The 24,141-nt window shown below is 42.7% G+C and carries 21 protein-coding genes and 1 other RNA gene; 19 read left to right on the forward strand and 3 right to left on the reverse strand.

The features are described 5' to 3' along the window. Positions 1–52 precede the first annotated feature (52 nt). From M8332_RS02180 to M8332_RS02235, 12 genes are all read left to right on the forward strand, one after another. Positions 53–811, forward strand: coding sequence for a hypothetical protein (locus M8332_RS02180; protein WP_252780555.1), 759 nt, complete (start codon positions 53–55; stop codon positions 809–811). A 512-nt stretch (positions 812–1,323) separates the two neighbouring features. Continuing rightward, positions 1,324–3,006 carry a D-lactate dehydrogenase gene (gene dld, locus M8332_RS02185; RefSeq protein ID WP_252780557.1) on the forward strand — a complete coding sequence of 561 codons (1,683 nt, stop codon included), beginning with the start codon at positions 1,324–1,326 and terminating at the stop codon, positions 3,004–3,006. A 381-nt stretch (positions 3,007–3,387) separates the two neighbouring features. Next, entirely contained in the window at positions 3,388–4,896 is a 1,509-nt protein-coding gene (gene glpK, locus M8332_RS02190) for a glycerol kinase GlpK (protein WP_252780559.1), read from the forward strand. Continuing rightward, positions 4,889–6,706 (forward strand): FAD-dependent oxidoreductase, encoded by a 1,818-nt coding sequence (locus M8332_RS02195; RefSeq protein WP_252780561.1) that lies wholly within the window; start codon positions 4,889–4,891, stop codon positions 6,704–6,706. Before glpK ends, M8332_RS02195 begins: the two co-directional genes overlap by 8 nt. Beyond that, positions 6,696–7,481 (forward strand): triose-phosphate isomerase, encoded by a 786-nt coding sequence (gene tpiA, locus M8332_RS02200; RefSeq protein WP_252780563.1) that lies wholly within the window; start codon positions 6,696–6,698, stop codon positions 7,479–7,481. The genes M8332_RS02195 and tpiA overlap by 11 nt, the downstream gene beginning before the upstream one ends. A gap of 4 nt (positions 7,482–7,485) precedes the next feature. Then, entirely contained in the window at positions 7,486–8,193 is a 708-nt protein-coding gene (locus M8332_RS02205) for an MIP/aquaporin family protein (protein WP_252780564.1), read from the forward strand. A 147-nt stretch (positions 8,194–8,340) separates the two neighbouring features. Continuing rightward, complete coding sequence (gene hxlA / locus M8332_RS02210; RefSeq protein ID WP_252780565.1) at positions 8,341–8,967, forward strand: 3-hexulose-6-phosphate synthase; 627 nt, start codon at positions 8,341–8,343, stop codon at positions 8,965–8,967. 10 nt (positions 8,968–8,977) lie between these two features. After that, the gene (gene hxlB / locus M8332_RS02215) at positions 8,978–9,508 is read left to right on the forward strand and encodes a 6-phospho-3-hexuloisomerase (protein ID WP_252780567.1); all 531 of its coding nucleotides are present in this window, start codon (positions 8,978–8,980) and stop codon (positions 9,506–9,508) included. Between the two features lie 495 nt (positions 9,509–10,003). Further along, positions 10,004–10,255, forward strand: a complete 252-nt coding sequence (locus M8332_RS02220; RefSeq protein WP_252780569.1) for a hypothetical protein — start codon at positions 10,004–10,006, stop codon at positions 10,253–10,255. 68 nt (positions 10,256–10,323) lie between these two features. Beyond that, positions 10,324–11,043: a hypothetical protein gene (locus M8332_RS02225; RefSeq protein ID WP_252780570.1), complete on the forward strand. Its 720-nt coding sequence runs from the start codon at positions 10,324–10,326 to the stop codon at positions 11,041–11,043. Positions 11,044–11,608: 565 nt separating this feature from the next. Continuing rightward, a complete protein-coding gene (locus tag M8332_RS02230; protein ID WP_252780571.1) occupies positions 11,609–12,520 on the forward strand; it encodes a Kiwa anti-phage protein KwaB-like domain-containing protein in 912 nt (303 codons plus the stop codon). Positions 12,521–12,522: 2 nt separating this feature from the next. Beyond that, the gene (locus tag M8332_RS02235; protein WP_252780572.1) at positions 12,523–13,077 is read left to right on the forward strand and encodes a KwaA family protein; all 555 of its coding nucleotides are present in this window, start codon (positions 12,523–12,525) and stop codon (positions 13,075–13,077) included. 76 nt (positions 13,078–13,153) lie between these two features. Here M8332_RS02235 and ssrA read toward each other — a convergent pair. Together ssrA and M8332_RS02245 are read right to left on the reverse strand one after the other, a co-directional pair. Further along, positions 13,154–13,523: a transfer-messenger RNA gene (ssrA, locus tag M8332_RS02240) on the reverse strand. A 35-nt stretch (positions 13,524–13,558) separates the two neighbouring features. Further along, the gene (locus M8332_RS02245; protein ID WP_252780573.1) at positions 13,559–14,332 is read right to left on the reverse strand and encodes a Cof-type HAD-IIB family hydrolase; all 774 of its coding nucleotides are present in this window, start codon (positions 14,330–14,332) and stop codon (positions 13,559–13,561) included. A gap of 110 nt (positions 14,333–14,442) precedes the next feature. Between M8332_RS02245 and M8332_RS02250 the strand changes: the two genes are divergently transcribed. From M8332_RS02250 to M8332_RS02265, 4 genes are all read left to right on the forward strand, one after another. Continuing rightward, complete coding sequence (locus tag M8332_RS02250) at positions 14,443–15,618, forward strand: class I SAM-dependent rRNA methyltransferase (protein WP_252780574.1); 1,176 nt, start codon at positions 14,443–14,445, stop codon at positions 15,616–15,618. A 114-nt stretch (positions 15,619–15,732) separates the two neighbouring features. Next, entirely contained in the window at positions 15,733–16,635 is a 903-nt protein-coding gene (locus M8332_RS02255) for an ROK family protein (RefSeq protein WP_252780575.1), read from the forward strand. 5 nt (positions 16,636–16,640) lie between these two features. Beyond that, complete coding sequence (locus tag M8332_RS02260; protein ID WP_252780576.1) at positions 16,641–17,990, forward strand: glucose-6-phosphate isomerase; 1,350 nt, start codon at positions 16,641–16,643, stop codon at positions 17,988–17,990. A gap of 208 nt (positions 17,991–18,198) precedes the next feature. Further along, positions 18,199–19,275, forward strand: a complete 1,077-nt coding sequence (locus M8332_RS02265) for an NlpC/P60 family protein (RefSeq protein ID WP_252780577.1) — start codon at positions 18,199–18,201, stop codon at positions 19,273–19,275. Positions 19,276–19,366: 91 nt separating this feature from the next. Here the strand turns inward: M8332_RS02265 and M8332_RS02270 are convergent, their stop codons facing one another. Then, positions 19,367–20,308 carry a dihydroorotate oxidase gene (locus tag M8332_RS02270; protein ID WP_252780578.1) on the reverse strand — a complete coding sequence of 314 codons (942 nt, stop codon included), beginning with the start codon at positions 20,306–20,308 and terminating at the stop codon, positions 19,367–19,369. 374 nt (positions 20,309–20,682) lie between these two features. Here M8332_RS02270 and M8332_RS02275 point away from each other — a divergent pair, with 374 nt between their 5' ends. From M8332_RS02275 to M8332_RS02285, 3 genes are all read left to right on the forward strand, one after another. Beyond that, positions 20,683–21,630: an aspartate carbamoyltransferase catalytic subunit gene (locus tag M8332_RS02275; protein WP_252780579.1), complete on the forward strand. Its 948-nt coding sequence runs from the start codon at positions 20,683–20,685 to the stop codon at positions 21,628–21,630. Continuing rightward, positions 21,627–22,895 carry a dihydroorotase gene (locus tag M8332_RS02280; protein ID WP_252780580.1) on the forward strand — a complete coding sequence of 423 codons (1,269 nt, stop codon included), beginning with the start codon at positions 21,627–21,629 and terminating at the stop codon, positions 22,893–22,895. Before M8332_RS02275 ends, M8332_RS02280 begins: the two co-directional genes overlap by 4 nt. A gap of 122 nt (positions 22,896–23,017) precedes the next feature. Continuing rightward, a complete protein-coding gene (locus tag M8332_RS02285) occupies positions 23,018–23,887 on the forward strand; it encodes a DNA/RNA non-specific endonuclease (protein WP_252780581.1) in 870 nt (289 codons plus the stop codon). Positions 23,888–24,141 lie beyond the last annotated feature (254 nt).

Here is a 24,141-nt window from a genome sequence, read left to right on the forward strand (position 1 = left end):
ACGATCTCAAGGATTTAAATGGATAGTGGGAATTTTAGTTGTGGTCGGTTTGGTGGGTTTAACGATAGGGGGATCCTATTTAGCCGCGCGCCAAGGCCAAAAGCAAGCGAAGAAAGTACCAGTCACTAGTAAAAAAGTGCAGAAAGGGACAAAGACCGGCAGTAATAAGCAGGTGACTGCTCCAACTGGGAAGCAAACAACCGCAGAGACCGGGTTTCTTCGGCAACCCTGGACCAAGCAAAGTGCCTTAGCCTTTTTACAACGCGTGAATGATTCCTCCCAGGATGGGAATCGAACAGTTGGTGAGGATCTTGTGAATTATCAGGTTGCCCCTGCATCAGTCCAGAACTTTCCGGGAAACAGTATCTTTGTTTTTGGAAATAATAAAAGTGGGGCTGGCGATGGGGGCGTACTCTTGACTAAAAATGTTAGTCAGGGAACCGTAACGCTGATTTTCGGGACGGGAGCAGGATCAACTCCAGTAGAAAAAGTAATTGTGGATCCCACGAATTATCAAATTTTAGCCACCAGTGAAATTAATACCAATCAGGACATGTGGACGTATTTTGGAGTTAAAAATTCAGTGGCTAAGGATGATGAGCAAGCTGATAATAGTGCAAGTGAAGCAAACGCTGACGATCAATCAGACACTAGTGCAGATGAGCAAAATCACGATGACCAACCGGATGATAGCTCCGTCGATCAGGATCAAACTGATCATGATGGGGATACCTCTAATTCTGATAGCAAGCAATCGAAGCCAAGTGATACTTTTCAGTCAGCAAAAAATAATGAGGCCCATGATGATTAAAATGTGAAGCTAACTGATCATTAAAGCTATGGGAAACCGGCTTATGAGTTAATCAATATCTAAAATCAGAAAAACTCCTGTTTTGTGATTTTTGATAATATGATGTAGTTGATTTACGTACAAAAAATAATCAAAGCAAGCTCGTGAAAATTCAGCGCTTTTAATTCTGAACTTGGGACGATCTCTGGTCATAAAAAAGTGCAACTAAAATTAGATTTTTGTCTAACTTTTAGGGGGACTATAAGTTGAAGTTATTTTCGATCCCGACTCTTTTTAGGTAAAAACATTTGGTCCCTTCCCCCATTAGCACCCCAAATGATAGAGCTAAGATAGGGAACCCGGTTCTTGAAAAAGTGATCGGGTTTTTGCTAACAAGCGAAGTTGGACAACTAATTAATTTACGTGCCTTAATTATTAAATTAGCATCGATTTTAAAATGTTGTGTACTTTGATGATAGCGGTTCTCAAATCTTTGCTTTATACTAGAACTAAATTAATGGGAGGTTAAACTAATGAGCGTAATCAGTGCTTTAAAAAGCGTCGTTGGTAACCACTATGTGATTACTTCAAAAGGAAAATCATTAAAGTATCGGGAGGGGTACCGCTCGGGTCGTGGGGAGGCGTTGGCCGTGGTTAGACCAGGCTCGCTGCTAGAATTATGGAAGGTACTGCAAGTTGTTCAAGCTAACAATTTGATTGTCATTATGCAGGCAGCCAACACCGGTCTAACGGAAGGTTCAGTTCCAAGCCAAGTAGCTTATGATCGGGATGTAATTGTCATTAATGTGATGCGGCTTAAAGGATTGCAATTAATTGATAATAAGCAACAAGTGATTGCCTTTCCTGGGACCACCTTGCATGAACTAGAAACAAAGTTAACTCAGGTGGGTCGAGATCCACATTCGGTAATTGGTTCTTCAAACATTGGAGCAACTGTAATTGGTGGAATTAACAATAACTCCGGTGGCGCCTTGATTCAGCGAGGACCTGCTTATACAGAATTAGCGTTGTATGCACAAATTACAGCTGATGGAAAGCTTCAGCTAATTAATCATTTGGGAATTGAACTAGGAAAGACTCCAGAAGAAATTTTAACTAATTTGGAAAAGCATAATTATTCTGAACAGAACATTACCTTTAGTGACGAGCGGGTTGGTCATAATCGTGATTACGAAAAACGAGTGAGAGCGGTCGATTCCGGTAAACCAACGCGATACAATGCTGATCCACAAGAATTATATGAAGTTTCTGGCTCAGCTGAGAAGCTAGTTGCCTTTGCGGTGCGGTTAGATACATATCCAAAACCCCGACAGGAACGGGTGTTTTACATTGGGACCAATGATCCGGCGGTCTTGGAAAAGTTAAGAAGACATATTTTAACGAACTTTAAATCTTTACCGATTTCGGGAGAGTACATGCACCGTGAGGCCTATGATTTAGCCAAAAAGTATGGTAAAGATTCTTTGATGGTCATTGATTATTTGGGAACGACCCCGTTACCATTCTTATTTAATTTTCGCGCGGCTACTGAAAGAATGTTGCACCATATTCCAACTTTTAAGCCTGATTTTGTAGATCGGATGTTACAACGGTCCAGTTCTTTATTTCCAAATCAACTGCCGAAGCGCATGGAAGCATTCAGGAATAAATACGAGCATTATTTACAATTAAAGGTCGCTGATGCTGGGATTGCTGAAGCCCAAGCCTATTTACGGGACTTAGCCCAATCAGACGAAATGGGATATTTTGAATGTACCCCTAAAGAAGCCAAACTTGCGGCAATTCATCGGTATGTGGCAGCGTCGGTACCAATTAGATATCAAGAAACCCACCAAAAGGAAGGAAATGAGATCTTACCGTTGGATGTCGCGCTTCCACGAAAAGAAGTAAATTGGTTTGAAACCCTTCCCAAGGAAATTGACGATAAAATTAAATATAAGTTATACTATGGTCATTTTTTGGATCATGTAATGCACCAAGATTATATTTTACAGCCTGGCGTTGATCGTCATGAATTAAAAAAAGCCCTGTTAAAACGGTTTGATGACCGCGGAGCGCTTTATCCAGCGGAACATAACGTGGGACATTTATACCATGCACCAGAAGTTTTGGTGAACCATTATCAAAAAAACGATCCAACGAATACCTTTAATCCTGGAATCGGATTAACTTCGGTCAAGAAAAACTGGCAGTGAAAAGTGCTGTTGCTAAGCACAGCAAGCTAATTTAATAGTTAACTGAAAGCATCTTCGCGATTAGTTCTGGATGGAGCTAATTATCACGAAGATGCTTTTTAAATTGGCTAAATGCGCAATCAATGAGAATGAGCTTTCTTAATTTAAATGTGGTTAGATGATTATGAAGATTAGATATTGTGAATATTTCATTATATATACTGTAAGTCTTGTTACTTGTGAAATTTTAAGTATTTTAGTATAGTGGTTTTCGGGCAAGAAACCGCTTACAAACACTTTTACCAACTGATTTCTTGTCTACTGTAGCGAATTTATGTTGTGAATTTTTCACTTAATTTAAACGTTAATGCTGAATTATTGTGAAAAGAAAGGATAGTAGCAATGAATAAATATATTTTAGTAATTGACGAAGGGACAACTAGCGCACGGGCGATTATTTATGATCAAGCTGGGAAACCAGTCGCTAGTGATCAAAGAGAAATTACAATGTATTATCCACAACCAGGGTGGGTGGAACAAGATGCAAATGAAATTTGGCTGACAGTTCAAGCCGTAATGGCAACTGCTTTAATTAAAGCCAAACTGAATCCGGAGCAAATTTCTGGCATTGGGATTACTAATCAGAGAGAAACAACGGTCATTTGGGATCGAAATAGTGGGCTACCGATTTACCACGCGGTTGTGTGGCAATCTCGCCAGACGGCGCCCCTTGCTGAACAATTGATTCATGATGGTTATACGGATCTAATTCAAGAAAAGACAGGTCTGATTATTGATGCGTATTTTTCCGCAACTAAGATTCGCTACGTTCTTGATCAGGTTTCTGGAGCACAGCAGCGGGCGGAAGCTGGTGAATTATTATTTGGGACAATTGATAGTTGGCTATTATGGAAATTAACGGGAGGAGCCGTTCATGCTACTGACTATACCAACGCATCCAGAACAATGCTTTTTGATATTAATAAATTACGCTGGAGTCAGGAATTGTTAGACCTGTTACAAATTCCTAGCATTATGCTACCGGAAGTTAAAGATTCATCGGGGATTTTTGGTAAAACAATTCCGGAACATTTTTTTGGGGCAGCAATTCCCATTGCGGGCATAATCGGAGATCAGCAGGGTGCCTTATTTGGGCAATTAGCGCTTGTGCCTGGAGCGGTGAAAAATACTTACGGAACCGGATCTTTTATCGTGATGAACACCGGCAAAAAAAAGAATAAGAGTAAGAGTGGTTTGTTAACTACAATTGGATATGCAATTAACGGTCAGATTACATATGCACTCGAGGGATCGGTCTTTGTATCGGGATCAGCAATTCAGTGGCTTCGGGATCAGATGAAACTAATAACTAAAAGTTCAGAAAGTGAAGCATTGGCCATCCAATCGAACAGTAACGATGAAATTTATGTGGTACCAGCCTTTACCGGACTGGGAGCGCCATATTGGAATCCGCAAGCACGCGGTGCGGTCTTTGGATTATCACGAGGGACTACGAGGGCTGATTTTGTAAAGGCAACGTTACAATCATTGGCATATCAAAGTCGTGACGTGGTAGACGCAATGATTAGTGATACTGGCATTCCATTAGCCAAGCTGCATGTTGATGGGGGAGCATCGCTAAATGATTACTTGATGCAATTTCAAGCTGATTTGTTGCAAAAAAAAGTGGTTCGTTCCAATGACGTTGAGACAACTTCCATCGGAGCAGCGTACTTAGCAGGACTAGCCACTGGCGTTTGGAAAGATGTTGCCGAGTTAAAGGAGTTGCAAAAGCAACCCCAAACCTTTACCCCGAAGTTAAATTCGAATGAAGTACAGCGATTGTATCGGGGCTGGCAAAAAGCAGTAAAGGCAACCGAATTATTTAGTATGGAGGTTCAAAATGGTTAAATTTTCTTTCAAGCAACGGGATGAGTTAGTGACTAAATTAAAGCAAACCGATTTTGACGTAGTTATTATTGGTGGTGGGATCACAGGGGCAGGAATTGCAGTTCAAGCAGCTGGGGCCGGTTTAAAAACGGCCTTAATTGAAATGCAGGATTTTGCCGAAGGAACTAGTAGTCGATCTACCAAATTGGTGCACGGAGGAATTCGGTATTTAAAAACCTTCGATGTCGACGTGGTTAAAGATACCGTCCAGGAGCGTGCACGGGTGCAAAGAATTGCTCCGCACATTCCTAGAGCAGCTAAAATGCTAATGCCAATTTATAAAGATCCGGATGCAACCTTCACCCCGTTAGGGATTAAAGTGGCGATGGCGATTTACGATCAATTATCAGGAATTTCCGTAAATAGTCCCGCTTCGCATCGATTTTTAAATGCTCAAGAAGCGCAGGAATATTTGCCTCAAATTAACTCAACTAAGCTAGCAGGATTAGCAATTTACCTTGACTACAAAAATAATGATGCGCGCTTGACAATTGATAATCTGAAACAGGCGGTTGATGATGGGGCAATTGCAGTTAGTCATTTACAGGCAACTGAAATTGCCAATGATGGCGATCTGAAAGTTGTGACTGCAATTGATGAGCTTTCACAAACCGCGGTTCAAATTCGCAGTAAGCTGGTGATTAACGCTTCCGGTCCGTGGTTCGATCAAGTGGCTCGGTTAGCAGACCAGCAGCATCAACCTAAAATTAGGGGGACTAAAGGGATTCATTTAGTTGTTGACACTGCGGTTTTAAACGTACCAGAGACCGTTTACTTTGATTCAGGTCATCACGATGGCCGAATGATTTTTGTAATTCCCCGATTTGGCAAAACCTATTTTGGGACTACCGATACTGATTATCGGGGAGATTATCGTAATCCAGAGGTGGAACCTGCTGATGTTAATTATCTTTTAAGTGCCATTAATCACCATTTTCCAAGCACTAACGTTACCTTAGCAGATGTAGAAAGCAGTTGGGTTGGGATTCGGCCGTTAATTGGAACTGGTGATTATAACGGTAATACGCAAAAGAAAAATCTGAATGATTCACAAATTAGAGAAGTAAGCCAAAAAATCCAAGCTTACTTTGAACATAAAGTGTCAATTGAACAATTAGATCAATATTTAACCACCAGGTTATCTCCTGATAAAAGTGCGTCCCAAGTTTCTCGCGGGTTTCAAATTAAACTGGATAATGGAGTTGTCAATGTTTCAGGAGGGAAATTAACTGATTATCGACTAATGGCACAAATGGCAATGGAACAGGTGAAAACGTACTTTCAAACGCATTGGAACTATTTGATTAAGTTAATTGATTCCACCGAATATCAAATTTCGGGAGGTCATTTTGATCCGACCAAAGTGGAATTAAACTTGGAGCGCTTTGCTAAAATCCTAATGGACACAGGACTTAATTCGAAAACGGCTAGTAGAATTGCTTCTTTGTTTGGGTCCAATGCACTTAAAATTGCTGACTATGTCAAAACTGGTCGCCAAGCACCCGGATTAACGTTGGCGGAAACTAGCGTTTTGAACTATTCATTAGATTATGAAATGGTGGTGCGCCCCATTGACTTTTTCTTACGTCGTACTAACTATTTGTTGTTTGATCCAACCCGAATGGAGCAAATTCAGGAAGCTGTAATTACCGAAATGAGTTACCAACTTGGTTGGGATCTTGAAACAGAACGAGCAATGCGTTCTGAATACTACCGAATCCGTGACGTAATTCAATTACGGCAATTAAAGGAGAATCAGGATGATGAGTAACCGGTTACCGCTAATTTTGGCTAATTGGAAAATGAATAAGAATCGTAGCGAGATTCGTGAATTCCTGCAAGCAATCACGGGAAAGTTGCCATTGACCGATTTACTGCAAGTGGGCGTGGCAGCACAAAGTGTTTACCTAGAAAAGATGGTTGATTATGTTAAGCAACATCAAGTGCCATTGGACATTTTTTCTGAAAACTTATTTTATGTTAATCACGGGTCTTACACCGGAGAAACTTCCCCAGCTGCCCTGGTTGATATTGGTGTGAAAGGGTCCATCATTGGTCACTACGAACGAAGAAAATTATTTAAAGAAAGTAATGGTGCGGTTGGACTAAAAGTGGCTGCTAGTTTAGGCAATGGGTTGTTACCGGTCGTGGCCATCTCGGAGGATACCGCTACCTACGATCCTAATGACATTGAGATGTCTCCATTGACAGAAATTGCAATTTCTTTTGCAGGGATTGATAAGAAGTGGGCGAGTAAAATTGTGATTGCTTACGAGCCAGCGTGGGCAATTGGCTCTGATCGGACCCCAACGTTAACAGAAATTGAACACGCTGCTAAGGTGATTCGCAAGTCATTAACCTTTATTTTTGGATCTACGTCCGCTAATCAAATTAGAATTCAATATGGGGGAGCAGTTACTCCCCACAATGCAAAGGCAATCTTTGCATTGCCCAATATTGATGGCTTGTTAATTGGTCGTTCATCATTAGCAGCAGATAATTTTTTACGTATTATTGATGATGTTTTAGCGGTTGAAAGGGGGTAGACTAATGAAACTAAAAATCTTTGGTGAAACAGTTGGGACTGGATTACTAATCTATTTTGGAACTGGCTTGTTAATTTTTGGCCCGCCATTTCCAGATTTGCTTGGTCCAGCAATTGGCTGGGGCTTCACGCTTGCAGTTTTAATTTATGTCATCGGTCCGCTTTCAGGTGCTCATCTGAATCCGGCGGTAACACTAACAATGTTTCTAACGAATCGAATGTCCGGAAAAGAAGCTTTAATCTTTGTCGGTTCCCAGTTATTAGGCGGTTTACTAGGTGAACTAGCGGTTGTTGGTACATATACTTCTTGGTTGCAGCAGCAAGGACAAAGTTGGCAAACGATGGTTACTAAAAATAATTTAGGTGGAACCGTTTTTCCCCATCTTTCTCCAGTGGTCGCTTTTTTAACTGAGATTTTATTGACAGCTACTTTACTCTTAGTGATTTTAGTTTTAAATCATGCACGTACTAATATGTATGCGATTCAATCACCAATTGCCGTTGGATTAACTGTGTTTGTATTAGTAATTGTTGGCGGAAACTTAACCGGGGCTTCAATGAATCCGATTCGGTCATTTTTTCCAGCAATTTTCGCCGGTGGGTTAGCCTTACAGTCCATCTGGCTGTATCTTCTTGCACCATTTGTGGGTGTATTGGTAGCGGTTTGGATTAATCGCTTTATCCTTAAACCAGAATTAAAAATAACCAGATAAACATTGATAGAACGTCTCACTAACTAATTAGTTGGTGAGATTTTTTTGCATTTAACTGCCATCATTTGGGGCATTTGTTTTTCAAATTTTCGGATAATATGCTACAGTTAATTCACGTATAAAAAATAAGTAAAGGGAGAATAACTCATGAAAATTCAACTTGCAATTGATTTAGAAGATGTCAACGGAGCCATCAAGTTAATCGATCAGACTAAGGACAGTATTGATATTTTTGAATACGGTACTCCATTGGTAATTAACTTTGGCTTGGAGGGACTAGCTAAGATTAGAAAGCAATTTCCAGACATTACCTTACTAGCGGACCTAAAGATTATGGACGTCGCTTCCTACGAAGTTGACCAAGCCTTTAAGTACGGTGCTGATATCACCACGATTTTAGGGGTTGCTGAAGATCAATCCATCAAGGATGCCGTTAAGGCTGCTCACGAGGCCGGCAAGGAAATCTTAGTCGACATGATTGGAGTAACTGACGTTGCTAAACGGGCCCGTGAAATCGACGCAATGGGTGCTGATTACATCGGCACGCACACTGGTTATGACCTACAAGCTAAGGGGGAAACTCCATTTGCTACGTTTGCTAAGATCAAGGAAAACGTAACGCAGACTAAGACGGCCATTGCCGGTGGAATTAAGTTAGACAACGTTGATGAAGTCAAAGCTGCTAACCCGGATCTATTGATCGTGGGTGGGGGAATCGCAACGACTGACGACCCAGCTAAGGTAGCTGCTGAATTCAAGGAAAAATTAAAGTAGGCGAACACGCATGTGGCACACGATTCTGTCTGAATTAGCACAACAAGACGTTCCAATTGAAGCAACCGAATTAACCTTAGTGCACCAAGCACCACGGATCTTTGTCTACGGTGGGGGGCGCTCCGGATTGGCGTTACGCGGGCTGGCAATGCGCTTAATTCAGCTCGGTAAAACGGCCTACGTAGTGGGAGAAACGACGACTCCAGCGATCCAAGCCGGAGACCTGTTGCTGGTAGCCTCGGCCTCTGGAACTACGACTGGTACTGTGAACATCGCGACTACGGCCCACGAGGCGGGAGCTCAGCTGTGGCTATTATCAACCACGAACGATTCACCCCTCGCAAAACTGGCGGACGTGGTGACCATTTTACCTGGTAAGAGCAAGGACCGAGTGGGGTCAGAGCAAGCCTCAATTCAACCAATGGGGAGTTTATTTGAACAAGCGGTGTGGTTGTTTGGGGATGCGTTAACGTTGGCCTACATGGATTTTGCGGGTGTTGCTGAAGCAGAGATGCGCAAGCGGCACGCTAATTTAGAGTAATTTAAACGTAAAGCAGACGATTAATCATTAGGATTAATCGTCTTTTTTATGGCTTGTGAAAAGCACAGGGGTAAAAGGTTTGGTGATGGATAAAGTTTGCGTGAAAATTTAATTAGCTGATTCTAAAACAATCAAAGGTTGTTTAAAGTAATGATTATTTAATTTATGGAGATTATGGTAAAATTCTAATTGGTAACTTTCATTATCTGAAGCACTCAAATTATCGGAACACTTACACTCACATTATCCGAAGCACTCAAACTATTTCTGAGCCATTCAGAAATGAAGCGTTACCAACTGGGAAAGCCCCACTGACGTTAGTTAGTGGGGCTTTCTTTTTGTAAGAAATGATGGTGGGTAAAGGCTTACTTAATTTGATTTAAACGCTCGTAGTTTTATTGAATAAATTACTCAGGAATCATTTTCTAAGCCCGGATTGGGAAAGTGGGCTTGCAATGATAGAATAAGTATACTAAACAAATAAGGAGTTTAAGGATGGAAACTAGGGTAAAGAAACAGCACCGAAAAACCTTAAAAAAATTTCTATTAGGATTGTTATTTGTTATTCCAGTTGCCTTTTTAGTGGGCTATGAGATTGCGCAATCAGGTTATCATAATGATAAAACCGGAAAAATTATTGATGTTGCTACTGGTCAGGAAGCAACTGAAGCCGAAAAAAATGAATTTATGCAGAATCAGGAAGCACAACTGGATTATTTGAAGCGTGCAAATGAAAAAATTAACTAAATAAATCAAACGGAAAATTCAAATTCAAGTGACGAAGATTAAAACTGATGATGGGGGCAACATAAGGAATGGAAAAACGAGTTAATTTATATCATAAGGGAAAGAAAGGCAAAATCATGATTATTGGTGTGCTGGGATTGATTTTGTTAGTTATCTGGGGAAGCTATGCATTAGCACGCTCAGAGCATAAAACAGCTACCGAGCAACCGCGGAAACATAAAAGAGTTAAGGGAAAAAAAGCTTCGGTTCAACCAGCTAAAAAGCAGAAGGTTACGGAACAGGCTAGTCCACAAACTTCTAATGTTGCTACTGGGACGCAATCAGCTGCTGCTAACGACGATAGTTCAACGGATCAAGCAAAGATCGCACAACAAGCCGAATATAATCGGGAAAAATTTCGGAAACAGGCCATTGATGCTCAGAACACCACCCATGCGTTGGTAACGAACCCTGATGGCACCAGAAGTTACGTGACAAAAGCTCAGGCAGAACAAATGGGAATGTTGACCACGTTGTGGGATATGGGACCCGATGGGGATTTTGTTCCAGTCTATGATTCTAAGGAACTGACGAACCAAAGTAACGATGGAAGTGCTAATAATGAAACTCAGAATAATTCAGATGGGAATGAAGCGGATGACGACAACTATGAGGTAACTAGTAATGAAAATAATCCAGGAGTGGTGTATGTAAAAAATAAAGAAACGGGGCAGACGACCGAAAAAGTTGGTTCAAATCCTGATTGGGATTATGTTCATGATCGACCGATTCCTAATTTGGGGAACTAACTAAATTTGTTAGTATTTATATTTAAATTATTAACATTGGTATTAATTAACAATGTGATTTTTAAATCTCTATTTCATTGCTACTAATACTTTTTCAAGTAACATTAATGTAGCTATTTCTAAAATCATTTCAAATAAGACAATGGTATTATTGATAGACTATTTTCAACATTTTTTGTATCTTATCAAGTTGGTTTTTAATGATATATTGTTTTAAATCGAGTTCTAAAGAAAGTTCATTACCTGTAAATTAAAAAATAATACCTAAAATAAATTAGTTTGTATTATTTATTTTAATTGTAATAGCCCTTCTTTTAGCTAATGTTCTTAATTAGTGAGGTTGAATTATTATGTTCAGTAAAAATAATTTCGTTAATGACTTTTAAGACTTTTTTAAATTATGATCCTCAATGATTATATCGTACCAAAAATAAATTATTTTTAAAAAAGTTATAACAATTCAGATGTTAAATTTCGAATTTAATACTACAGTATTATAATTATGTTATCATTCATATAAAGTAATTTATGAAACATATAATTTTATTTTAGGGGAATATTAGTTATGGAAGATTTAAAATCAAAATATAATGAGGTTCATGAAATTTTGAATAATGGAGATATTGAGTTTTATTTGATGCATTGGACAGTAAGTCGCAAAATAGAATCAGTTTCACCAACTATATCTAAAAGCATTAAATCAAAATTTAGACAAAATATTTTGGATTCAATAACTAAACCTTTTAATGAATTAACTGTTTCTGATTACAATATTATTGGATCAACTGATGATACTATAGAGAAAGTTGATATAAGCGAATATAAAAAAGAAATAGATGATGTTCTGAACTCACTTAAAAATCCAATGCCTAAGTATAAATTTTCTAATGACAATTTTGATTTTTTTATCTATAAAGTTACAAATGAATCCGGAACATTTTATGCTTTTTCAAAATCAAGAAGTTTAAAGAAAATTAGACAATCAATTTTTGGGCGCTTAAGTAATAAAACATTCACGAAAATAGAAAACATGGATGATTTTATTTGTATAGATAAAAACGTTGATTTAATTCTTTATAATGGAAAAATTTATGTTTTAAACCATTTGCAATTCGAAAGAATGTTTAAAATATCAGATGAATTTCAAAAAATTGCAAAAGATTTTCTGGATAATCAACCTAAATTTAAGCAAAAAATTAAAAATTTTGAAAATTTTCAAGATGATGTATCTAAAAATAAAAATGTACAAAAAAGAATCGTAAAACTTAGCAAGAGAAATTCTTCAACTCTATTTTTAGATGATTTAAAATCAACTAGTAATATTTCTAAAAAATTTAATTTAGGATTACAGATTGATGTTAAAAATGGGAAAATAAACTATACTAGTGACCAGTTAGGGAATCTAATTAATCTTATGCAGGATTCATATTACAAAACATTACTAGGAGAAGAAGATGGAATTGATACTAGGAGATAGATATGTATAGTTTTGTTTCAATTGGCATTGATTGGATAATTTTCATTTCATCCTGTATTCCAATTTTTATTATGATTTTTTTGAATAACATGGATGAATTTTCTTTAAATAGTTTTAAACATACTTTTGAATTAAATATGATATTTTGGATTAGTTTACTAATTATATCAATTATTTCATTTTTTGTTTTATGTTTATGGATTAGATCTATAAAAAACACAAAAAAAGTTAGAAAAAACACAACAACTGTCACTAACGTAAGACCGATTGATGCAGACATAATTAATTACTTTGTTACATTTATTATTCCTATACTTTCATTAAACCCTTCATCATTTCCATCAATTGTTATGAATTTTATGTTACTATTTATCGAAGGATTATATTTAGTTAGTAATAATACTGTTTATTATAACGTTCTATTTATTATGTTTGGGTATCATATTTATAACTTTCAAAAAAATAATATTTTAATAACTAAAAAGAATATAGATTTTTTTAATTTTGAAGATGTAAATGCGTATCAAATTTCTACAACAAATATTTATTATATATAAATGTCATACACTCCTCTAAAATAATTGAAAAGCGTACAAGCTAAAATTTTATTCTTTAGCTCGTACGCTTTTCAATTAATGGAGTCGGCGGGATTTGAACCCGCGTCCGAATATGTCGCCACTTGAACGTCTACACTCATAGGTTGATTATTTAAGTTTCACTTTTCATCGCGCCATTAACCAAGGCTAATATGAAAAGCTAACCTGATTAAGCTCTTCTTCCTGCCCCAGGTGGAGACAGACAAGCGTCAGTCCACTTAATTTAGGACCCAGGTCTAACCCATGGACGAAGCTAGCTGGATCTACGTCAGCTGGTGTTTAGGCAGCTAAGGCGTAAGAATTGTTATTATTTTTTGCAGTTATAATTTAAACTGAACGATTTAACGCATCGCAGTACGGAATGCAGTTCAAGTTCGAACCATACCCGTCGAATCCATAACGACCCCGATAGATACACATTGAATTGTACCATATTTAGCCATTAGATTAAATTAAAATGACGAAGCCCGTTGACAATTCCGTGATTGGTATTGGCAGTCGTCACAAATTCCGCGTGCTCCTTAACCCGGTCCCGACCGTTTTCCATTACTACTGGATGATCAACGAACTCTAACATCGGGATGTCGTTGTTCCCATCTCCAAAGGCGTAGGTGGGAATCCCGGTCAAACCAGTTGCTTCGATCAACTGTTTGATGCCACTGGCTTTGGAAGCCCCGTGGTCAACCACGTCGATACTGAAAGGGGAGTTCCGGTAGAAACTTAAGCGGTCGCCAAAGGCTGCTTCGTAAACGTCATCGAGGTCGGTGTTCGTAACAAACATCATGTCAATCGACCGTTCGTGCCAGTAGGATCGATCTACTAACTTCGGGAGGGGAGCGTGTACAAAGGCACAGGCTTTTTTCAGTAGTTCATCGTGGCGCGAGGCCCCTTTACCAAATTGATCGAGGACCGTGATGGAATTTCCATGTTGCTTGGCAAATTCATCGAGTTCGTCAATGGTGTGCGGATCAATCCGACGTTCAAAGAGTTCTTTGCCTTGGTAGATTCCGTGATCTCCGTTGGAGGTGATGGCGGTGTCAATCTTTGTTTTCTGTAAGGTTTCCGGAATTTCATACAGAGTCCGACCGGTGGCAATTGCGGGTAAGCCGCCTTTCGCCCGAATTTTATCCATGGCATCGGCGACCTCATCGGTAACCTGCGAGTTTTTGTCAAAGAGGGTACTATCGAGATCAAAAAAAACTAAAAATTTGTACATAAAGCTACTCCTTTCAAAACAAGTTTCTATTATAGCATTCAATAACTACTAATTGGTAATGATTCAAGTTACAATGACAATAACTACATTTAGAAAAACGAGGGAAATACATGCGAGAAGTTGAGATTACCGGAGCAGCTGCCAGCAAAATCGAAGGTGGCTACCCGCAGTTAAGTTTAAAGGATTTAGAACACGCGAGTGATGCCACGAATAATGGTGAATGGGTAGCGTTAGTAAGGAGTGGACATTTCGTTGCAAGCGCCTATTTAGCTGAAGAGGGGCACGGTATTGGTTGGATTTTGAGTCGCAAAGCCAACCAAACCTTAGATACAGCCTTTTTTGCGGGGCTCATGCGCCAGGCTTTTCAACGCCGCGCCCCGTTAGTGGAGCAGGGCGTGACGGCCTACCGGTTGTTTAATGGGATTGGTGACGGTCTCGGTGGTCTTACCATTGATAATTTTGCGGGGCAAGTGCTACTTACTTGGGAAAACGAGGGCTTATATCGACAACGAGAGTTGCTGCTGACTGCGTTAACTAATACGTTAGCAGAATATCAAAACCTCTATGAACTGCGCCGGGGTCAACCGACGGGGACCATCACTCCGGTGAATGATTTGGCGCCGGCGCCGGTTGCCGAACAGGTTATCTCAGAAAGCGGGACGGAATATCCAATCCAACTAACGGGAGCAAGTAAGCCCGGTCTGGAGCTGGCTTACCGACCGGTGCGTACTCAGATTAAAAAGCATTCTCGGGCGAAGTTAACCCTGCACCTGTTGTTCGATCAGACTGGTTTTGTGACGGCGTCGCTCACGGGTGGGGCGGTGCAAACGGAAGCTGTCGATCAGAAAAAACACGCCAAACCGGCGTTGGTAACGGCGTTAGCTGCTAATGAACTCACCACCACGATGCCGAAGGTGCGGACGATGGACTTGCTAGGCTTCTTGGACTATGCAACTAAGCATCAGCTGCATTTTGAGCTCATCACGATTAACGTTCCCGCCTTTCTACGCAGCAAAAAGGCGACCTTTAACATTCGCAAGGATTTGAGCTCCCTGTTAACCCAGGTATTGGCGTTAACCACGAAACAGGCGGATTTGTTTATGACCACCCAAACTCCGGCAATTACGACCAGAAGTTTCCGACAAGTAGCCCAACGAGCTTGTCAAACTTTGGGGCGGAACTTCATGGAGAAGCAAAGTTTTCAGCCCCCACGTGATTTTCCGGTTAACCGTGAATTTCAAAAGGAAAGCCCCGTTAAAGGACTATGGTTTAAATTACAAAAGTAAGCTACGGACGGTAATTGATCTTTTTGTAACCGGTTACAAAAGTAATTGCAATCCCATTTGAGGAGCTTTATAATTAAAGTAATTATTGAATTGTCGTCCAAGGAGGATAAGACTATGTTATATGGAAGTATTGAAGCTGGTGGAACTAAATTTGTGTGTGCCGTTGGGGATGAAAACTTCAACGTGATTGACCAAACCCAATTTCCGACGACGACTCCTGACGAAACGTTGGCCCGGACCGTTAAGTACTTTAAGAAGTTTGATCACATTGATGCCTTTGGGATTGCATCCTTTGGACCCATCGACGTTGACAAAAATTCAGACACGTACGGCTGGATTATCAAAACTCCGAAAAAGGGGTGGAGTAACATTGATTTCCTAGGGAAGATGAAAGAAAGCTTCCAGGTTCCGATGTTTTGGACGACCGACGTGAACGGTTCTGCGTACGGAGAATACGTTAGTGCGAAACGGCACGACGAAAACATTAAATCGGTGAGTTACATTACGATTGGAACCGGAATTGGTATGGGTTCCGTAATCAACGGTGACTTTTTGGGGGTGAAAGGAACACCTGAATTTGGGCACATCAAAGTGCGTCGGCACCGCGATGACCTTGATTTCAAGGGTACCTGTCCTTGGCACGGGGACTGCCTAGAAGGGCTTGCTTCGGGTCCAACGTTTGAAGCCCGGAACGGGGTGAAGGGTCAGGATACGCCGATTGTTGATCCAACCTGGGATATCATTGCGTACTACGTCGCTCAAGCAGTCGTTGATCTGACGGTGACGTTCCGTCCGGACAAAGTAGTGCTGGGGGGCGGAGTTTGCACGCCGGAATTTATTGCAAAGGTGCGGGCACAATTTACACTTCTCTTTAACAACTATCTAAATGTTGGTTCGTTAGAGCAGTACATCACCGCACCAGAAATTGATCACAACGGTTCAGCAACGTTTGGTGATTTCGTCTTAGCCCAAAAAGCAATTAACGAAGCACAAGCAACGAGTGAAATGGGGGAGTAACATAGATGGCTTACATTAATTTTGATGATACGAAGGTAACTAAGTTTGTGCATGACAACGAACTGGCAGAAATGCAAGCCTTAGTGACCGCCGCCGATCAGGAGTTGCGGAACGGTACGGGGGCCGGAGCGGACTTTCGGGGCTGGCTCACGTTACCTGCTGACTACGATCGGGAGGAATTTGCCCGGATTCAAGCGGCCGCAAATAAAATTAACCAAGACTCAGAAGTTCTCGTGGTCATTGGAATTGGAGGCTCCTATTTAGGAGCCAAGATGGCCATGGACTTCTTAAACGGTAGTTTTTATAATTCAAAGTCCGCCGCCGATCGGCGTGGGGTGCAGGTCGTCTTTGCCGGAAACTCGCTTAGTGCGACCTATCTCCAGGAACTACAGGACTTTGTGGGCGACCGCGACTTCTCGGTTAACATCATTTCTAAGTCAGGGACCACGACGGAACCTTCGATTGCCTTTCGGATTTTCAAGGAAAAGTTAATTCAGAAGTATGGGAAGGAAGAAGCGAACCACCGGATTTACGCGACAACGGATGCCAAAAACGGAGCGTTGCGTCAAGAAGTTGCTTCCAATGGTTACGAAAGCTTTATCATTCCCGATGATGTGGGAGGTCGGTTCTCGGTGTTGACTCCAGTAGGCTTACTGCCAATTGCGGCCACAGGGGCAGACATCACAGAGTTAATGCGGGGAGCTTCAGAGGCAGCCACTGCTTATCAAAATGCGGATTTACAACAAAATGCGGCGTACCGGTATGCGGCGTTACGGAACATTTTGTACCGTAAGGGGTACGTAACTGAATTAGTGGAAAACTACGAACCGAACCTGCGGATGTTCGCCGAATGGTGGAAGCAGTTGATGGGTGAATCGGAAGGGAAGGATCAAAAGGGAATTTATCCGTCCTCCGCGAACTTCACGACTGATTTACACTCACTGGGACAGTACATTCAAGAAGGCCTCCGGAACCTGTTTGAAACGGTGGTTAAAGTTAAAACCCCACCTTACAACGTGGAAATTCCGATGGAAGCTGATAATTTGGATGGCTTAAACTACCTCAAGGGACAGTCACTAAACGAAGTTAACGATAAGGCCTACGAAGGGGTTGTTTTGGCTCATAACGACGGTGGCGTGCCGGTCTTGACGGTCGAAATTCCGGATGAGTCTGAATACAGCTTGGGATACTTAATTTATTTCTTTGAAGTGGCTGTCGGTATTTCTGGCTACTTGAATGGCATTAATCCGTTTAATCAACCCGGGGTGGAAGCATACAAGCAAAACATGTTTGCCCTGCTCGGGAAACCGGGCTACGAGGAGTTAGCAGCCAAATTAAACCAAGCAGATGATTAGTAAAAAAGAGAACGCGAACGCGTTCTCTTTTTTTGTTTACGGATGGCTAAGCGCTTAATTATTTCTCAATATATTTCAAAATGGTTACAGTTAGGTTAAGAACAGGTTGAAAGTCCACCGGGAACGGTTAGACGTGCTATTATACATCATGTAAGTTACTTAATTAAATTAAACCAAAGACAATTTCACAGCGGAGGTTATCACTAACATGGAAAACAAAAAAGTTCACTTTAAGATGTATAAAGCAGGTAAGAAATGGTTGTTCGCTGGAATCGCCACTTCAATGATGGCTGGTGCGTTCTTCTTCACTAGTAACACTGCTTCAGCTGACGTCATTTCGACTGGTCAGCAACACGTTGGAACTTCGTACGTTTGGGGTGGATCAAATCCTGGTGGGTTTGACTGTTCTGGATTTACGCAATATGTTTTTGCTCAAAACGGAATCAGCTTACCACGGACGGCGGCTGCTCAATACGCTGCTAGTCAACCAATCAGTGCTTCTGAAGCTCGTCCTGGCGACTTGGTTTTCTTTAATGACGGTGGAATCTACCACGTCGGAATTTACCAAGGAAACGGCATGATGTTAGATGCCCAAAACCGTGGAGTAATTAGTGGTGATTCAATTTCATACTTCTCTGGTGATGTATTGTACGGTCGGGTTGGTGGCGGGGTTAGCGCTGCTGCTGCACAAACGCAAGCTACAGTTCAACAACCAGCTGCTAACACGGACCAAACTACTAACAACCAAGCTACTGAAAATGACCAAGCTGCCGCTCAACCAGCCACTGACAACGGTCAAGCTAACCAACAACCAGCTGCCAACAATGACCAAGCTACTACGCAACCAGCCGCAGACAACAGCCAAGCTAACCAACAACCAGCTGTAAACGATGACCAAGCTGCTGCTCAACCAGCAACTGATAACAGCCAAGCTAACCAACAACCAGCTGCAAACAACGACCAAGCTGTTGCTCAACCAGCCGTTGCCAGCGCTAAGCCAGAGTTTACGGATGCTAAGTTAGTTTCCCAATCTGCTGCTAAAGAAGGGCAATTCAACGTTGAAAAAGGTTACTTCACGAATGGTGACACGAAGATTGCCGTTCGGACTTCTGCTGACTTAAAGGCAAAGATTAAAGGTTACTTGCCTGCTAATGCCCAAATCAGTTACGATGGTTACGTTGTTAAAGACGGACACGTTTGGGTTGAATACACTGGTTTCTCTGGAAACAAGTTGTACTGCCCAGTTCGTGAAACTAACAAAGTAGCATGGGGTTCATTTGAATAAGTTTTTCAAAAAGACACTACTGATGTAGTGTCTTTTTTAGTTGGTAATGGTAACTAAAAACCCGACTGTGCTCAGCATAGTCGGGTTTAAGTTAGTTGGACTGGGTTTTTAAGTGACCGCGAAAATCGGCGAGGGTTTGGTACCCCTTTTCCTGCATCAGCGTTTCTAGTTCGTGGGTAATGCGGGCAAAGGCAGAAACGCCTTCTTGCATCACAACCGTTCCGAGTTCAACGATGTCTGCCCCACATAAAATGAGTTCAAAGGCATCAGTCCCCGTTGTTACGCCCCCAGTTCCGATGATTTTAATCTCTGGTCGGAGTCGTTGCCGAAAGGCGCGGACGTTTGCAAGGGCAACTGGTTTGATATATTGACCACCGATTCCACCAAAGCCACCTTTGGGCTTAATCACTACTGTTTCGGTGTTGGGATCAATTACTAACCCATTGCCCACGCTATTAATGGCGTTGATATAGGTTAACGGATACTGGTTTAAAATGGCCGCCATCGCGTCGTATTGTTGCAAATCAAAGTAGGGCGGTAACTTAACCCCGAGTGGTTTTTCGTAAAAAGCACAGACCTGGTCCAAAATGGCGCGGGTTGCGTCTAAATCGTACCCAATTTGCGGTTTGCCCACGACGTTTGGACAGGAAAGGTTTAGTTCACACAAGCCGGTGAAGTTACTGGCTTGAATTTGTTGTAAGGCGGCGACTTGATCGGCCGGCTTGGTCCCGGTTACCGATAAATCAATTGGTTTATCAGTCTCCGTATGGGCAATAAAATCAAGGTAGTAAGCCAATCCCTGGTTGGGTAACCCCATTGAGTTAATACTCCCTAAGTCGGTATCGAAGTACCGGGGTTTGGGGTTCCCCGCTCGAGGAGCGAGCGTTGCACTTTTAGTGGTTAACCCGCCGGCGGCAGAATCCAGAACCGATTGCATCTCCGGAGCAGTTTCGTCACAGACGCCCGCCGCATTCACAAACGGGTGGTGGAAAGTTTCGTTACCAATGGTAGCACTTAAATCGATGGTAGCCATTCTTCGGACTCCTTTCGCAACTAAGCACAGTTGCGCAAACTAAAAACGCAGTTCAAGGGTCAGGTTCAGAGAAAAAACGACCGCACGAACTGCGTTATCAGGTTAAATTCGACTTGAAATCTTTTGGTCTCTCTGAACCAAGTTAAGATGAATTGTTTTAATCCTACTGAAGAAGTTCCCAGTTGTCAAGCACGATCAGTAATTGACTTTTGGCGTCAGATTCGTTACAGTAATCACCAATTAAATAACGGAATAAAGCGGGTGCTTTAACCCAATCCAGCGAGGTTGGGAAGTTAACTGGCGGTGTTTGCAAAGGGGCATGCTAGGTTAATGAGAGCAGGCCCCTTTATTGTAGCGCCAATAGGGAGGACACGATGACTAATTCAGCACAACATGATTTAGTTTCTGTAAGTGATTTAAGTGAAGCGGACGTTTTACATAAAATTCGGCTCGCACAACTGTTTCAAGCCGGCAAAACGGTGACGTTGCAACGACCAACGTACGCCATGAATCTCTTTTTTGAAAACAGTACGCGCACGCACACTAGTTTTGAAATGGCCGAACGGCGGCTTGGCATGCAGGTGTTGCAGTTTGTCGCCGATGGTAGTTCCGTAACGAAGGGCGAAACGCTCAGTGATACGGTCAAAACCTTACAAGCCATTGGCGTGGATGTGGCCGTAATTCGGCACCCAGAAAATCAATATTACCAACCACTGTTGGCCGAACAATTAGACATCAGCATTGTTAATGGTGGTGATGGGAGTGGCCAACATCCATCCCAGTCGTTGCTAGACATGATGACCATTTACCAAGAATTTGGCACCTTTCGGGACTTGAAAATTACGATTGTGGGTGATCTTAGTCACTCCCGGGTGGCCCGCTCGAACATGGCGTTACTACAGCGGTTAGGGGCTCAGGTTTCGTTTGCGGGACCAGCCCAGTGGTATAATGCCGAATTTGAACGTTACGGACAGGATACGACCATCGATGAAGCTGTTAACAATGCAGACGTTGTCATGTTGCTCCGGGTGCAAAAGGAGCGGTTAGGGACCGAGCTAGCTGACTTTGATGCCGCTCGTTATCATCGGGAGTTTGGGCTGACCAAAGCGCGTTATCAACGGCTAAAACCAGAAGCCATCATCATGCATCCAGCGCCCGTCAACCGGGGGATTGAGATTGATTCCAGTTTGGTAGAACAACCCCAGTCACGAATTTTTAAACAGATGGAGAACGGGGTTTTCATGCGGATGGCAATTCTGACGGACGTGTTGGTTGCCAAGGGATTAATTAATCCTGCTGAAATTAAAGGAGCAGAAGGATGACACAAATACTGTTAAAAAACGGACAAGTTTATCAGGAACGACAACTGGTTCCCGGGGACCTCTTAATCGTGGATGGAAAAATCGCGGCGATTGGCGAACACTTAGAGCAGCCGGGCCAAACCGTCATTGATTTGACGGGCAAGGTGATTTTACCGGGGTTAGTGGACGTGCACGTCCACTTTCGGGATCCGGGCCAGACCGCGAAAGAAACGGTTGCAACTGGCAGTGCGGCGGCCGCGCAGGGTGGTTATACCACTGTGTGTGCCATGCCAAACGTGACACCGGTCCCGAACACTCCGGTACAACTTGCTAAGCTGGTGCAAGCCAACCAGGAGCAGGGGCAGGTTTCAGTGTGTCAATATGCGCCGGTGACAGTTGACGAAACCACGGAGCAGCTGGTGGACTTTGCCGGAATGCAAGCGGCGGGGGCCATTGGCTTTAGTAACGACGGAGTTGGGATTCAAAGTGCCAAAACCATGTACGATGCCATGGTCGGGATTGCCAAAACGGGATTGCCGTTAGCTGCTCACGTTGAGGATCATGCGCTGATGGCGGGCGGCGTGATGAACGCTGGTCCCCGCGCCCAGGCCCTAGGGTTACCGGGCGCAGTTTCCGTTGCAGAGACCAGTCAATTAGCTCGAGATCTTGAACTAGCAAGAGTGACTGGCGTTCACTATCACGTTTGTCACGTGTCGACCGCGCGAAGTGTAGCGTTGATCCGGCGGGCGAAGGCCGATGGGGTCCATGTGACGGCGGAAGTTAGTCCTCACCACCTATTGCTTAACGATGAAATGATTCAAGCTGATGATCCCCTCTTTAAAATGAATCCCCCCCTGCGATCCTCCACTGATGCTCAGGCATTACTAGCTGGCCTCCAAGACGGGACCATCGACATGATTGCCACGGACCACGCCCCCCATACCAAGGCCGACAAGGGTACGAGTTTTACCGACGGCGCCTTTGGCATTACCGGATTAGAAACCGCGTTTCCCTTGTTATATACCAAACTCGTGGCCCCGGGCACGGTCAGTTTGGCAGACTTGTTGGACTGGATGAGTTTTAATCCCAGCCGCATTTTTTCTTTATTAACGGCCCCAAAGCTCCACGTGGGGAGCATTGCCAACCTCTCTTTGTGGGACTTAGAGGCTGATCGCCAGCTGACAGTTCACGACCTTAAGTCTAAAGGAACCAACACACCGTTTTTGGGCACCCACGTGGTAGCCGAACACGTTAACACGATCTGTGCCGGCCAGGTGGTTGATTAAAGAAGCGTTAACCAGAACCGGGTTGATCCGGTTCTGGTTTTTTGCTGCTGATTTTGACAGGCGGGGGGATTTCTCGTAAGATGGATAGGGCAACTAACGTTCGGAGGTAAAGGAGCAGACAGGTGAATAAACTGCAACACTTACTGATCGGCGTGGTAATGGGTGTGACGTTAAGCATGGGAGGAGTTCCTTCCGTCAGTTTCGCACAAACGGAAGTTGGCCAAGCCCCCCAAACCACCGATCGCTACCAACAATTACAACAACGGGACTACCAATCGGGGTCCCAGGCGTACGACGTGGTTAATCACGATCAGCCAGACACAATTAGCCCGCAGGATTATCCGGTTAGTCGGATTGATTTTTCGAATCTAGATCGGTTGAACCGGGCCCAACCAGCCACGGCCTACCTCACACAGGAGAACCTGGGGAAATCCAAGGGACGAGAACGGCAGCTGTTCAAACCCACAGGGTGGTCAAACCAACCGAAGCGGGTGAATGGCCAACGAGTCTTTCCCGTGAACCGGGGGCATTTGATTGCCTACACGTGCACGTTTAATTTAGATGAAAACGGAAAGTATCAGCCGGGCGCCAAGGGCTCGATTGACAATCCTAAAAATTTATTTACACAAACCGCCTTTGCCAACCAAAAAGTAATGACGATTAATGAACAAGCGGTCCGCAACGCCCTTGCCCAGGGAAAACACGTGATTTACCAAGTCACGCCGGTTTTTCAGGGGAATGATCTAATGGCGAAGGGAGTCTGGGTGCAAGCGGTTAGTTCGGATGGGAGTTTCCACTTCAACCGGTATCTGTATAACGTGCAACCCGGGTTAGCCTTTGATTACGCCACCGGGCGTTCGCACGTTGATTCCCAGATGACCGTTCCGACGCCAATGAACTATGAAAACTACCGGAAGCATGCGTTAAAACCCATTAGTACCGGCTACCAAACGCATCGTCATGAGAAAGTGCGCGTACGTCACTTTTTTTAGGCTTGACAAAACCATAAATTACCGTAGAATAACTGATAACCAGTAAGCAAATCAGAAAAGCGAAGCGTAGCCCAGTTCTAAGGGGAATAATCGAAGCGAGTTCTAGGGTGGTGCGATAGAATGTTTATCCACTTAGACAGATCAGCTACAAGTTGCAACTCCGAATGATGAAGAGGGGTTGTTGGGATTGCCCATTATCGCAAACGAGTATCGTTGTTCCTGCAATCGTACTTAGAGCCGTTTCACTTGGAAAC

It is taken from the genome of Fructilactobacillus ixorae (assembly GCF_024029915.1).
GTDB lineage: Bacteria > Bacillota > Bacilli > Lactobacillales > Lactobacillaceae > Fructilactobacillus > Fructilactobacillus ixorae.